Origin of the sequence: Caballeronia concitans, from assembly GCF_001544615.1 — a bacterium.
Taxonomy (GTDB): domain Bacteria; phylum Pseudomonadota; class Gammaproteobacteria; order Burkholderiales; family Burkholderiaceae; genus Caballeronia; species Caballeronia concitans.
The window spans coordinates 25,495-38,282 of record NZ_FCNV02000013.1 but is presented as its reverse complement, the minus strand read 5'-3'; the positions used below and the strand labels follow the sequence as shown (position 1 = coordinate 38,282).

General features: G+C 66.1%; 13 protein-coding genes. 9 read left to right on the top strand and 4 right to left on the bottom strand.

Going from position 1 to position 12,788, the window contains the following annotated elements:
- Positions 1 to 6: 6 nt before the first annotated feature.
- On the bottom strand, positions 7 to 1,314 hold the full coding sequence (locus AWB72_RS23490; RefSeq protein WP_040049330.1) for a YihY family inner membrane protein: 1,308 nt from the start codon (positions 1,312 to 1,314) through the stop codon (positions 7 to 9).
- Between the two features lie 182 nt (positions 1,315 to 1,496).
- On the opposite strand from AWB72_RS23490, the gene wrbA reads away from it, so the two are divergent.
- From wrbA to AWB72_RS23465, 5 genes are all read left to right on the top strand, one after another.
- Complete coding sequence (wrbA, locus tag AWB72_RS23485; RefSeq protein ID WP_040049329.1) at positions 1,497 to 2,111, top strand: NAD(P)H:quinone oxidoreductase; 615 nt, start codon at positions 1,497 to 1,499, stop codon at positions 2,109 to 2,111.
- 7 nt (positions 2,112 to 2,118) lie between these two features.
- Positions 2,119 to 2,517 carry a DUF2069 domain-containing protein gene (locus AWB72_RS23480; protein WP_040049520.1) on the top strand — a complete coding sequence of 133 codons (399 nt, stop codon included), beginning with the start codon at positions 2,119 to 2,121 and terminating at the stop codon, positions 2,515 to 2,517.
- A gap of 127 nt (positions 2,518 to 2,644) precedes the next feature.
- Positions 2,645 to 4,102 (top strand): FAD-binding oxidoreductase, encoded by a 1,458-nt coding sequence (locus AWB72_RS23475; protein WP_040049328.1) that lies wholly within the window; start codon positions 2,645 to 2,647, stop codon positions 4,100 to 4,102.
- The gene (locus tag AWB72_RS23470; protein ID WP_040049327.1) at positions 4,099 to 4,902 is read left to right on the top strand and encodes a metallophosphoesterase; all 804 of its coding nucleotides are present in this window, start codon (positions 4,099 to 4,101) and stop codon (positions 4,900 to 4,902) included. The genes AWB72_RS23475 and AWB72_RS23470 overlap by 4 nt, the downstream gene beginning before the upstream one ends.
- A 57-nt stretch (positions 4,903 to 4,959) precedes the next feature.
- Positions 4,960 to 5,685, top strand: coding sequence for an SOS response-associated peptidase (locus tag AWB72_RS23465; RefSeq protein ID WP_040049326.1), 726 nt, complete (start codon positions 4,960 to 4,962; stop codon positions 5,683 to 5,685).
- On the opposite strand, the gene AWB72_RS28970 is transcribed toward AWB72_RS23465, so the two are convergent.
- Together AWB72_RS28970 and AWB72_RS23460 are read right to left on the bottom strand one after the other, a co-directional pair.
- Positions 5,673 to 5,840, bottom strand: a complete 168-nt coding sequence (locus AWB72_RS28970) for a hypothetical protein (protein ID WP_159459399.1) — start codon at positions 5,838 to 5,840, stop codon at positions 5,673 to 5,675. The two genes, AWB72_RS23465 and AWB72_RS28970, sit on opposite strands and share 13 nt — an antisense overlap.
- A gap of 114 nt (positions 5,841 to 5,954) precedes the next feature.
- Positions 5,955 to 6,893 (bottom strand): LysR family transcriptional regulator, encoded by a 939-nt coding sequence (locus AWB72_RS23460; RefSeq protein ID WP_040049325.1) that lies wholly within the window; start codon positions 6,891 to 6,893, stop codon positions 5,955 to 5,957.
- Between the two features lie 168 nt (positions 6,894 to 7,061).
- On the opposite strand from AWB72_RS23460, the gene AWB72_RS23455 reads away from it, so the two are divergent.
- Genes AWB72_RS23455 through AWB72_RS23440 form a run of 4 tightly spaced genes read left to right on the top strand, consistent with a single transcriptional unit; the run spans position 7,062 to position 11,867 of the window.
- Positions 7,062 to 8,588: an efflux transporter outer membrane subunit gene (locus AWB72_RS23455; protein ID WP_040049324.1), complete on the top strand. Its 1,527-nt coding sequence runs from the start codon at positions 7,062 to 7,064 to the stop codon at positions 8,586 to 8,588.
- Positions 8,589 to 8,596: 8 nt separating this feature from the next.
- A complete protein-coding gene (locus AWB72_RS23450; RefSeq protein WP_087128778.1) occupies positions 8,597 to 10,774 on the top strand; it encodes an FUSC family protein in 2,178 nt (725 codons plus the stop codon).
- Positions 10,764 to 10,964 (top strand): DUF1656 domain-containing protein, encoded by a 201-nt coding sequence (locus AWB72_RS23445; protein WP_040049323.1) that lies wholly within the window; start codon positions 10,764 to 10,766, stop codon positions 10,962 to 10,964. The genes AWB72_RS23450 and AWB72_RS23445 overlap by 11 nt, the downstream gene beginning before the upstream one ends.
- A 39-nt stretch (positions 10,965 to 11,003) precedes the next feature.
- Complete coding sequence (locus tag AWB72_RS23440) at positions 11,004 to 11,867, top strand: efflux RND transporter periplasmic adaptor subunit (RefSeq protein WP_040049322.1); 864 nt, start codon at positions 11,004 to 11,006, stop codon at positions 11,865 to 11,867.
- Between the two features lie 57 nt (positions 11,868 to 11,924).
- Here AWB72_RS23440 and AWB72_RS23435 read toward each other — a convergent pair whose 3' ends face one another.
- Positions 11,925 to 12,725, bottom strand: coding sequence for an ABC transporter substrate-binding protein (locus AWB72_RS23435; protein WP_040049321.1), 801 nt, complete (start codon positions 12,723 to 12,725; stop codon positions 11,925 to 11,927).
- Between the last annotated feature and the right edge of the window lie 63 nt (positions 12,726 to 12,788).

The window sequence follows — 12,788 nt, the reverse complement described above, 5'->3', positions numbered from 1 at the left end:
GCGCGCTTACGCCGGCTGCTGCGGCATCGGCGGGGCGTGCGCGTCGCGCAGCCGCGCATTCGCCTGCGACAACGTTTTCGTCGCGATCAGCGCGTTGAGCGTGATCCCGAGCTTCTCGTGCTCGAGCGCGTTGAGCAGCGCGTCGCGCTCGATCTGCGTCGCATCGAGCCCCAACTGATAACCCAGCTCCGCGCGATCGACGACGAACTGCTGGAACAGCATCGTCAGCGTGATTTGATTCGGGTTGGCGATCAGCACATAGCGCGGCATGTGCGCGTCTTCCAGCCGCCCGATCCAGCCGAGCGCATCGAGCCGCGCGATGAGGCGCGTGGACGTGTCGACATCGCACCGGACCATCTTCGACAGTTCCAGCGCCGTGTAGCCGGGCTTGCCTTCGTCGCGCGCCTCGACGAGCCGCGCGAGAATCTCGAGCGCGTCGAGCAGATCGCTGCCGGGAAATTCGCGCCGATGATATTGCCCGATGCGGATGGCGGGCAGCGCCGAGGTGACCATTGCGCCGACGAGCGCGATCATCCAGCACAGATAGACCCACAGCAGAAACACCGGCAGCGCGGCGAACGCGCCGTACACGGCCGTATAGGTCGGGATGCTGCGCACGTAAAAGCCGAAAGCGCGCTTGCCGATTTCGAACGCGACCGCCGCGATCAGCCCGCCGATGACGGCATCGCGCCACTCGACCTTGCAGTTCGGCATGTAGACATAGGTGATCGTGAAGCCGAACACCGTGAGCGGCAGCGAAACGCCCGTGAGCAGCCATTCGACGACGGGCGGCATCAGGTTGTGCGAGCCCGCGAACGCGACCGAATGCGCGAAGACATAGGACGAGATCGAGAGGCTGCAGCCGAAGAGAATCGGCCCGAGCGTGATGATCGACCAGTAGACGAGCACGCGCTGCGCGAACGGACGCGCCTTCTTCACGCGCCAGATCACGTTGAACGCGGATTCGACGGTCATCATCGTCATGACCGAGGTCACGAGCAGGATGATCATGCCGACGGTCGTGAGCCCTTTCGCTTTCGACGCGAACTCGTTCAGATACTTGAAAATCTGGCTGTTGATCGTCGCGGGCATGAGGTGATCCGCGAGAAAGTCCTGCAGCGAGGCCTGAAACGAGGCGAAGATGGGGAACGCCGTGAACAGCGCGAAGGCGACGGTTGCAAGCGGCACGAGCGACAGCACGCTCGTGAACGTGAGACTGCCGGCGACTTGCGCGACGCGATCCTCGCCGATGCGCCGCGCGACGAAGCTGGCGAGGCGCTTGACTGCCGCGAGATCGATGGAAGGTTGCTGCAAAACGTGTTCTCCTGTCGACCGGAGTGGGCGCTTGAGCGCCTTACTCGGGTCCCATGCAAGGCTGTCGGCGGAATGGGCGCTCGAGTGCTCGGCGCCTGTGGACTAGCGCCCCAAGCCAGATGGCGGCCCGCGCCACGAAAACCGACCCAATACCTATAATAGCCGTTCACTGAAAAGGCTTTATGAACGACATCCTCGTGCTTTACTACAGCCGCCACGGCGCGACGCGTGAGCTGGCGCTCGCGATCGCCCAGGGCGTCGACAGCGTGACCGGCATGCAGGCGCGCGTGCGTACCGTGCCGCCGGTCTCCACCGTCTGTGAAGCGACCCAGCCCGACATTCCCGCCGACGGCCCGCCCTTCGCCGAATTGCGCGATCTCGAAGAGTGCGCGGGCTTAGCGCTCGGCTCGCCCACGCGCTTCGGCAACATGGCCGCGTCGCTCAAATACTTCCTCGACGGCACCACGCCCCAATGGCTCTCCGGTGCGCTCGCCGGCAAGCCCGCGAGCGTCTTCACGTCGACCGGCAGCCTGCACGGCGGCCAGGAAAGCACCCTTCTTTCGATGATGCTGCCGCTCCTGCACCACGGCATGATGATCGTCGGCATTCCGTACACCGAATCGCGCCTCACGACGACGCAGAGCGGCGGCACGCCCTACGGCGCGTCGCATCATGCGCGCACCGGCGACGACGCTCCGCACGGCATCACCGCTGACGAAAAGGCGCTCGCCATCGCGCTCGGCGCACGGCTTGCCCGCACCGCGCGCGACCTCGTGCGCGGCGCGCAAGCCGCCTGAACGCGTCATGAACGCCCGCCCCGCCGCCAACACGCCCACGCGCGGCGCCTGCGCTGCAGGCGCAATCGCGAGCCTCGCGGCGCTCGTCGCGCTGTCGCTCGCGTGGGAGCTATGGCTTGCGCCGCTGCGTCCCGGCGCATGGGCGCTCGCACTGAAGGCGCTGCCGCTCGCGTGCGCGCTGCCGGGCGTCGCGAAGCGCAACGTCTATACGCTGCAATGGGCGTCGATGCTCGTGCTCCTTTACTTCGCCGAAGGCATCGTGCGCGGCATGACGGATGCGGGTCTTTCCGCGCGACTCGCCTGGCTCGAAACGCTGTTCTCGCTTGCGTTCTTCGTCTGCGCGCTCGCCTACGTCGCGCCGTTCAAGCGCGCCGCCAGGCTGCATGCGCGTGCGACACGCCGCTAGCGGACGTGATGCTTTGTAGCACGAATCGGCGGGCGTCGCGCGTGCCTATGCCATTCGGACGAGGCTCGCGCAATGCTTCGCTGCGCGATACTGTCGGCTACGCTCCAACGGAATTTGCCCCTTGCCCATGACCGCTTCCACCGCTTCTTTCGTCGACGCCTGCATCCGCCTGCTCGGCGCATCCCACGTTCTGACCGACCCTCACGACACCGAGCCGTACACCGTCGACTGGCGCAAGCGCTATCGCGGAGAAGCGTGCGCCGTTCTGCTGCCCGCCGATACGCAGGAAGTCGCCGGCATCGTGCGGCTCGCGCGGGAGCACCGCATCGCCATCGTCCCGCAAGGCGGCAATACCGGCTTGGCCGGCGGCGCGACGCCCGATGCCAGCGGCGCGCAGGCCGTCGTGAGCCTGCGGCGGCTGAACCGCATTCGCGGCATCGATCCGCACAACAACACCATCACCGCCGAAGCGGGCGTCGTGCTAGCCGAGATTCAGGCGCGCGCCGAAAGCGAGCAGCGCCTGTTTCCGTTGAGTCTTGCCGCCGAAGGCAGTTGCACGATCGGCGGCAATCTGTCGACGAACGCGGGCGGCACCGGCGTGCTGCGCTATGGCAACACGCGGGAGCTGTGTCTCGGCCTCGAAGTCGTCACGCCGCAAGGCGAAATCTGGGACGGCCTGCGCGGACTGCGCAAGGACAACACCGGCTACGATCTGCGCGATCTGTTCATTGGCGCCGAAGGCACGCTCGGCATCATCACGGCGGCGGTCATGAAGCTGCATCCCGCGCCGGTCGCGAAGGTCACGGCGCTCGCGGGCCTCGCCTCGCCGCACGCGGCGCTCGACTTCTTCTCGCTGGCCCAACGCCACGCCGGCCCGCTTCTGACCGGCTTCGAACTGATGTCGGATTTCTCGCTGCGCCTCGTCGGCCGGCATTTCCCGCAACTGCGCTATCCGTTCGGCGAGCCGCACGCGCAGACCGTGCTGCTCGAACTGTCCGACAGCGAAAGCGACGACCACGCCCGCGATCTATTCGAGCGCATGATGGAAGAGGCGCTGGAGCAAGGCATCGTCGAGGATGCGGTGGTCGCGGAAAATCTCGCGCAGTCGCAGGCGTTCTGGGACTTGCGCGAGCACATTCCGCTCGCGCAGGCGCAGGAAGGACTGAACATCAAGCATGACATCGCGGTGCCGATTTCCAGCATCGGCCGCTTCATCGACGAAACCGATGCGATCATCGCCAATGCCGTGCCCGGCGCACGCATGGTCACGTTCGGCCATCTCGGCGACGGCAATCTTCACTACAACGTGCAGGCGCCCGAAGGCGTGGATCAGAAGGCGTTTCTGATCGAATTCCAGACGCCCATCAACGCGCTCGTCTACGAGCAGGTGCACAAGCATCGCGGCAGCATCAGCGCGGAACACGGCCTCGGGCAATTGAAAGTGGACGAAGCGATGCACTTCAAGTCGCCCGTCGAAGTGCGCCTCATGCAGACCATCAAGGCCGCGCTCGATCCCGACAACCTGATGAATCCGGGCAAGGTCGTGCGCTGGAACGCGCAGGCCGGCAAGGAGAACACCGCATGAAGATACGAGTGCTGTCCGACCTGCATCTGGAATGCGACGAGCCGCTCGCCATTCCTTATGCGGACGCCGATCTCGTCGTGCTCGCGGGCGACATCCACAACCACGCCGAAGGCCTGCGCTGGGCGGCGGAGAATTTCGGCAACGACATACCCGTCGTCTACGTGCCCGGCAATCACGAATACTACGACGGCGAATTCGGCGCGATGGAAACCGCGATGCTCGACGCCGCGCGCAGCGTCGACAACGTGCACTATCTGAACAACGCGGCGCTGGTGGATCGCCGGGGCGCGTGGCGCGTGCTCGGCACGACGCTCTGGACGGACTTCGCGCTGTTCGGGGCGAGCGAGGACGAAATCGAGAAAGCGAAGGAAGCCTGCACGAAGGCCATGCTCGACTTTCGCGGGCTGATCCAGCTTGCGTGGCCCGAACCCGACGACGAACATCGCGCCTTCACGCCCGACGATTCCGTCGCGCTGCACGTTCAGGCGCGCGCGTGGCTCGAAAGCGAGCTGGCGAAGCCGTTCGCGGGCCAGACGATCGTCGTCACGCATCACGGCCCGACGCGCGAAAGCCTCGCGCCGCGCTACGCCGAGGACATCGTGTCGGCGGGCTTCATCAATCATCTGCCGACGCTCGCCCGTTCACCCGTTGCGCTGTGGATTCACGGCCATACGCACACCGCGTTCGACTACACCGTGAACGGCACGCGCGTGGTCTGCAATCCGCGCGGGTATATCGACCGTCGCACCGGGCAGCTCGAGAATCCGGAGTTCGCGTGGGATAAAGTCGTCGAGATCTGACGTTCAGTCCCACGTCTGATGCAAAGCCTGATCTGAAGCTTGAGCGGAGGAGAAGTCATGTGCGGCCGAATCAGCCAATACCGACTGCCGATGCATTACGCGCAGCGCCTGCATCTCAAGAATCCGTTCGTCCTCGTCGATGCCGCCGACCGCCGCCCCGGCTATAACCTGTCGCCGGGTACGCATCCGCTCGCCATTTTCCCGGACGAAACCATCCGCGCCGTGCATTGGGGCTACTGTCCGCCGTGGGCCATGCGGAAGAAGCTGCCGCTGACCATCAACGCGCGCGTGGAAACGGCATCGACGAGTGTGTATTTCAAGGACTTGTGGAAGAAGGCGCGCATTCTGGTGCCCGCGGACGGCTGGTTCGAATGGCGCGTCGAGCCGCGCCCCGGCGACGCCGCCACCAAGCCTTTCAAGCAGCCCTACTTCATCCAGCGCGCGGACGGTGAGCCGATGTTCCTCGCCGCGCTCACGAGCGTCGTTCGCGAGCAGGACGCGGCGATTCCGGGCGCGGGCTTTGTCATCGTGACATCGAAGGCGGACGAGGGTCTCGTCGACGTCCACGACCGCCGCCCGCTCGTCTTCTCAGCGCCGGCCGCGAGGCGCTGGCTGGACGCGGAGACGTCGCCCGACGATCTTCACGCGCTCGTCAGAACCGACGGCGTGCCGGCGTCGCATTTCGCGTGGCATCGCGTGACGAGCGACGTGAATCGCACCATGAACGACGAGCCGCGGCTCATCGAACCGCTGGAGTCAGTCTCGCAGGATCAGCGTGAATGACGATCGCGCCGGTCGTCGTCGATGCGAATCGGCACGAGGCGCTGCTTCGCCTCGCGCTCGGACTGCGCGCGCATGGCGTTGAAGAGATCGCGCGAAGCGGGAACGGCGATGAGGACGAGAAGCGCGGCGAGGGCGAGTAAGAGTGGCGTGCTCATTTGACGTTTTCCCGAGTAGAGCGGTTAGGACGAGTGCAAACGGTAACAAGCTGCGGTCGAAATGGGAGTAAGCAAGTGTTGCGCCGCGCTGAATTTTCGTAACAAGAACGCGCGTCAGCTCGCGACGAATTCCTTCAGCGATTCCGCATCCGCCGCGAGCGTCGCCGGCAGCGCCTCGCGCAGGAATTCCACCCACGTCCGGATCTTCGCGTCGAGATACTGGCGCGACGGATAGAGCGCGTAGACGTTGAGCTCCTGCATCGTGTATTGCGGCAGCACGCGCACCAGCGTGCCCGCGCGCAGGCCCGGCAGCGCGGACGACGTCGGCAGCACGCCGATGCCCATGCCCTCGCGGATCGCGACGACCATCGCTTCGGCCACGTTCACCGTGAACGTCGACGGGCCGAGGCTCGCCGTCTCCTGCCCGTTCGGGCCGTCGAAGACCCAGCGGTCGGGCGGAAAAACCGGCGTCATCAGGTGCAGGCACGTATGGCGCACGAGATCGGACAGCACGTGCGGCGCGCCGTGCGCTTCGATATACGCCGGCGACGCGCACGCGATGCTGAACATCGATCCTAGCCGCGCCGACACGAGGCCGGAATCGGCGAGATCCGACGCGAGCACGAGCGACACGTCGTAGCCTTCGTCGAGCAGATCCGGCACGCGCTGCGCGAGCGTCAGATCGACCTGCACCGAAGGATGCCGCTGCTGATAACGGCAGATCATCGGCACGATGTAATGCTGGCCGAAGCTCGTCATCGAATGCACCTTGAGCTTGCCGGCCGGCCGCGCGTGGGCGTCGCTGGCTTCGGCTTCGGCCTGATCGACGTAGGCCAGAATCTGCTCGCAGCGTTGCAGGTAACGCTCGCCCGCTTCGGTCAGCGCGATGCGCCGCGTCGTGCGATTGAGCAGCCGCGTGCGCAAATGCGCTTCCAGGTCCGACACGGCCCGCGATGCGTAGGCGGTCGTCGTATTCAGATGTTGGGCCGCGCCGGTGAAGCTGCCGGCTTCGACCACGCGCACAAAGACGCGCATGTTTTGAAGCGTATCCATAGCGTCTTTCGACTCGCTTTTCTCTCGAAATCCGAACGCATTGTTGCATGCCTTGCAAAGGCGATTGTCACGCGCTTCGTAAGAATGCTTTGCGAGCCGGCTTGTTATTCGCGCATCGTTGCAAAAATATAATCGGCGCTTGACCGTTATGTATTCGGGGAGTGGAACGTGCAAGGCCGGGTGTCCAGAAACGCTGCTTGCGCTGCGGTTCTTACAGCAATATTAACAATCGCCGGCTGCGCGAGCACGGGCAAGATCGCACCGCAGGATTCCATGAAGGACGCCGCCGCGCTCGACGTCGGCAGCGCGATCAAGGCCGCGAACGCCGACGCCGCCTGGCCCGACGCGCAATGGTGGCGTGCATACGGCGACGCGCAGCTCGACGGATGGATCGCCCGCGCGACGGCCGGCAGCCCGACGCTCGCAATGGCCGCGGCCCGCGTGCGCGAAGCGCAGGAACAGGCGGGCGTCGCGCGTTCGGCGCTGCTGCCGCACGTCGACGGCAGCATGAGCGTGCAGCGCAAGAACTGGCCGAACAACGCGTTCTACGGCCCCGGCCCTTACGCCGACGCGACCACCTGGGACAACACCGCCGGCCTCTCGCTCTCCTACAACCTCGACCTCTGGGGCCGCGACGACAACGCCGCCGAACGCGCGCTCGACGTCGCCCACGTGCGCGCCGCCGATGCCCGCGCGGCCCGGCTCGAACTCGAAACGAATATCGTGCGCGCGTACATCGGCTTTTCGCAGGCGTTCGCGCAACTCGATATCGCGCAGGAAACGCTCGAGCAGCAGGACCGGCTCGCGGAACTGGCGCGCCGCCGTCTGAAAGGCGGCCTCGGCACGCAGCTCGAAGTGAGTCAGGCCGAAGCGCCGCTGCCCGAATACGAGCGTCAGGTCGATGTCTTCAAGGAAGAGATCGAACTCGCGCGCCATCAGCTTGCCGCGCTTGCCGGCGAAGGCCCCGGCGCGGGCGAAGCGCTCGCGCGCCCGGCCTTGTCGCTGGCGACGCCGCTGCCGCTGCCGTCGTCGCTGCCGGCGGAACTCGTCGGGCATCGGCCGGATATCGTCGCCGCGCGATGGATGGTCGCGGCTCAGGCGCGCGGCATCGACGTGGCCAAGGCTGAGTTCTATCCGAACATCAATCTCGCGGCTTCGCTCACGCAGGCGTTCGCGGGCGGCGCGCTCCTGAGCTTTCTCACGAGCAAGGCGACCGGCTATACGTTCGGCCCGGCGATCACGCTGCCGATTTTCGAAGGCGGACGCCTGCGCGCGCAACTCGGCGCGGCATCGGCGCAATACGATCAGGCCGTCGATCACTACAACGCGACGCTCGTTGCCGCGCTGAAGGACATCGCCGATCAGGTGGTGCGCGTGAAATCGCTCGATACGCAACTCGACGCGTCCGCCCGCTCGGTCGCCGCCGCGCGCAAGAACTACGATCTCGCGAACGAAGGCTACCGGCGCGGCCTCACCGATTACGTCAACGTGCTGCTCGCGCAGTCGCAACTGCTGCGCGCGCAAGATGCCCAGGCGCGCGTGCGGGCGCAGCGGCTCGGTGCGTACGCGACGCTCACGGCGGCGCTTGGCGGCGGCATCGACGATCCCGCGAACGGGCCGAAAGAGGCGCGGCTCGCGCCGTCGCAGCACATCGGGCCGTTCAGCCGCGCTGGTCACCCGGACCACGCGGAGTGAGCGCGGAGATGTCCACTTCCCTATCGGCATCCGGCCAGTCGCTGCGCGCGTCCTTCGCGGACTGGGCGGGCACCGACGGCCTCGCGTGGGTCTACATCTTCAAGGCGGTGCTCGCGGCGCTGCTGGCGCTGTGGATCGCCATGCGCCTCGACATGCAGCAGCCGCGCACCGCGATGACCACCGTCTTCGTCGTGATGCAGCCGCAAAGCGGCATGGTGCTCGCCAAAAGCTTCTACCGTTTTTGCGGCACGATGATCGGTCTCGTCGTGATGCTCGCGCTCATCGGCGTGTTCGCGCAGCAGCCGGTGCTGTTTGTGTCGGCGACGGCGCTGTGGGTCGGCATCTGCACGGCGGGCGCGGCGCGCAATCGCAATTTTCGCTCGTATGGCTTCGTGCTCGCGGGATACACGGCGGCGCTGATCGGCATTCCGGCGGCGCAGCATCCGGATGGCGCGTTTCTCTCGGCGCTGACGCGCGTGGGCGAAGTGACGCTCGGCATCGTCTGCGCGGGCGCGGTCAGCGCGCTCGTGTTTCCGCAGCACGCCGGCGCGCAAATCCGCACGACGGTCCGGCGGCGCTTCACGCAGTTCGTCGATTACGTGTGCCGCGCGATGTCCGGCACGATGGATCGCGCGCAGATTGAGCGCGTGAATCTCGGCTTCGTCGCGGATATCGTCGGCTTCGAGGCGGCGCGCAGTGTCGCGGTGTTCGAGCATCCGGAATCGCGACGACGCGGCGGACGGCTCGCGCGGCTCAACAGCGAGTTCATGAGCGCATCGACGCGCTTTCACGCGCTGCATCAGTTGATGAACCGTCTGCGCGAAAGCGCTTCCGCGACGACGATCGCCGCGCTCACGCCGTTCATCCACGAAGTGCCGCCGCTGTTGCTGCACGCGGGCGAACCGGTGCGCAACGCCGCCGACGCCGCGCACGCCGCCGCGCAACTGCGCGATTACAAGGCCGCGTTGCCGAAGCGCGTGCGCACGGCCCGCGCCGCGATCGAAGGGCAAGCGGACTTCGCGCCGCTCGAATTCGATACCGCGACGGAACTGCTCTACCGCTTCGTCGACGACATGCTCGCCTATGCCGACACCTACGCGTCGCTCGCGGCGCCGTCGCATGAACGTGAGCGTTGGGTCGCGCGCTACGTGCCGAAGACCAATCTGCTCGCCGCCGCGATTTCCGGCCTGCGCGGCGCGATCGTGATGTTCGTGCTGAGCGCGTTCTGGATCGCCACCGCGTGGCCGAGCGGCGGCACGATGGTGCTCAACGCGGCGGCGGTGTGCGCGCTCGCGTCGTCGTCGCCGAGGCCCGCGCTCATGTCGATGCAGATGGCCATCGGCACCGCGCTCGCGAGCGTCGTCGGAATGATCGTCGTGTTCGGCGCGTTCCCGCACATGGACGGCTTCGTGCTGATGTGCGTGGCGCTCGTGCCGGCGCTGCTGCTCGGCACGTTCATCAGCACGCGGCGCGCGGTGGCGGGCGTGGGCATCGGCTATTGCATCTTCCTGTGCTTTCTCGCGGGTCCGGACAACCTCGTTCATTACGAACCGACCGCCTACATGAACGATGCGCTCGCGCTCGTGCTGTCGATGATCGTGTCCGCGATCGCCTTCGCCGTGATCCTGCCGACCGATGCGCCGTGGCTGCGTCGCCTCTTGCTCGCGGATCTGCGCCGGGAAGTCGTGCTCGCGCGACGCGGACGCCTCGCGCACGTCGCGACGCACTTCGAAAGCCGCACGCGCGACCTGCTTTCGCAGATCGACGCGCTCGCCGCGGGCAAGCCCGAACTGCAACGCGAGGCGCTTGAGTGGCTCTTCGGCGTGCTGGAAGTAGGCCGCGCGGTCATCGATCTGCGGCGCGAGATCGCCGCCCTGCCCGATGCGCCGCACTACGCGGCGTCGACGCCGTGGCGGCGCACGTCGAACGCAACGCTCGATGCCGTCGCGCGCCTCTTCGACCGGCCGAGCGCGGCGCGCTTCGACGCCGCGCTCCATTGCACCGCGCGCGCCATCGCGGATGCGCAGGCGCTCGTCGCCACGGCGAATCCGCCGCGCGAGGAGCGGCATCGGCTGCAGCGCATCGTCAGTCATCTTCATTTCATTCGGACGGCGCTGCTCGACCCGGCGTCGCCCCTCGCCACATTCGCATCGGATTCAGTCAAAGGAGCGCCGCATGCCGCGTGATACCGCGATCCTCGAAGCCTATGTGCCCACGCTGCTCGTGCTGTTCGTGGCGGGCGCGCTGATCACGTGGGCGATCGACCGCGCGCTCGCGATGACCGGTCTCTATCGCGTGGTCTGGCATCCGGCGCTCTTTCGCGCGAGCCTGCTCGTGTGCGTTTGCGGCGCGCTCGGGCTCGCGGTGTATCGCTGAGCGGCAAGCATTCGACTTCAAAGGTTTAGAAGACTCATCATGGTTCTCAGAAAAATCATCGGCTTCGTCATGACGATCGTCATTTTCGCGGCTGCCCTGCTCATCGGCCGCGTGCTGTGGGTGCATTACATGGACGAGCCGTGGACGCGCGATGGCCGCGTGCGCGCCGAGGTCGTCAATATCGCGCCGGATGTGTCGGGCGCGGTGGTGCAGCTGCCCGTGCGCGACAACCAGTACGTGAAGAAAGGTGATCTGCTGATGGAGATCGATCCGTCGCATTACCAGATCGCGGTCGAGCAGGCGGAGGCGAACGTCGCGGCACGCGCCGCCGAGTTGCGCATGCGACGGGCGGACGCGGCGCGTCGTGCGGACATGGACAGTCTCGTGGTGTCGCGGGAAGCGCGCGAGAACGCGTCGCAGACGGCATCGACGGCGGCGGCGCAATTGCAGCAGGCGCAGGCCGCACTCGATGCCGCGAAGCTCAATCTGGCGCGCACGAAGGTGTATTCGCCCGTCGATGGCTATGTCACGAACCTGAACGTGTATCGCGGCGACTACGCGACGGTCGGCGCGGCGAAGCTCGCCATCGTCGACAGTCATTCGTTCTGGGTGTACGGCTACTTCGAGGAAACGAAGCTGCCGCACGTGCGCGTCGGCGATTCAGCGCAGATTCGTTTGATGAGCGGCGGCGAGCTGAAGGCGCACGTCGAGAGCATTTCGCGCGGCATCTATGATCGCGACAATCCCCAAAGCCGCGAACTGCTCGCCGATGTGAACCCGACGTTCAACTGGGTGCGGCTCGCGCAGCGCGTGCCGGTGCGGCTGAAAATCGATGCGGTGCCGGACGGGATGCTGTTGTCGGCAGGCACGACGTGTACCGTGGTGATCACGCCGTCGATGTGACAAAAAAAGCCCGCCCCGGCACTTCACCGGGACGGGCTTTTTTCGCACAGAAGCGCGTTACTTCAGCACCACCTTCACATCGAAATACTTGGCCGCGAGCCGGTCGATCGATCCGTCGTCCTTCAGTTCCTTCAACGCACGGTTCAGCGCTTCCTTCAGCGCCTTGTCGTTCTTGCGCACGCCGAAGCCCACGCCCGAGCCGAGCAGCTTGTCATCCGCGACGGCCGGCCCCGCGAACGCGAAGCCCGCGCCCTGCGGCTGCTTCAGGAAGCCCTTCGACGCCGCTTCGGCATCCTGGAACGCCGCATCCAGACGGCCCGACGACAGATCCGCGTAAATCTGGTCCTGCGCCTGATACGACTCCACGTCGATGCCCGCCGGCGCCCACTTCGCCTTCGCGTACGTCTCCTGGATCGAGCCCTGCAGCACGCCCACGCGCTTGCCCTTCAGGCCGTCGACGGTCGGCAGGATGCCGCTGCCCTTCTTCGCGATGAGCTGGTTCGGGATCGAATAGATGGGATCGGTGAAGTCGATCGCGACCTTGCGCTTGTCCGTGATCGTCATGTCCGAGTTGATGCCGTCGAACTTGCGCGCCTGCAGCGCGGGAATCAGTCCGTCGAACGAATTTTCGACCCACACGCACTTCATCTTCAGCTTCGCGCAGACTGCGTTGCCGACGTCGATATCGAAGCCCGTCAGCTCACCGCTCGCCGTCTTCGATTCGAACGGCGCATACGATGCCTCGACGCCGAAGCGCAGCGTCTTCGCATCGTCGGCGGCGTGCGCGCTCATCGACGCGGCCAGGGTTCCGAACACCGCGACCGCGGCGAGCTTGCGATTGATCCAATTCGATTTCATGTACTGCCATCTCCTTCAGTATGTTTCGTGACTCGTGTCCGATGCGGCGCAATGCCGGCGAAC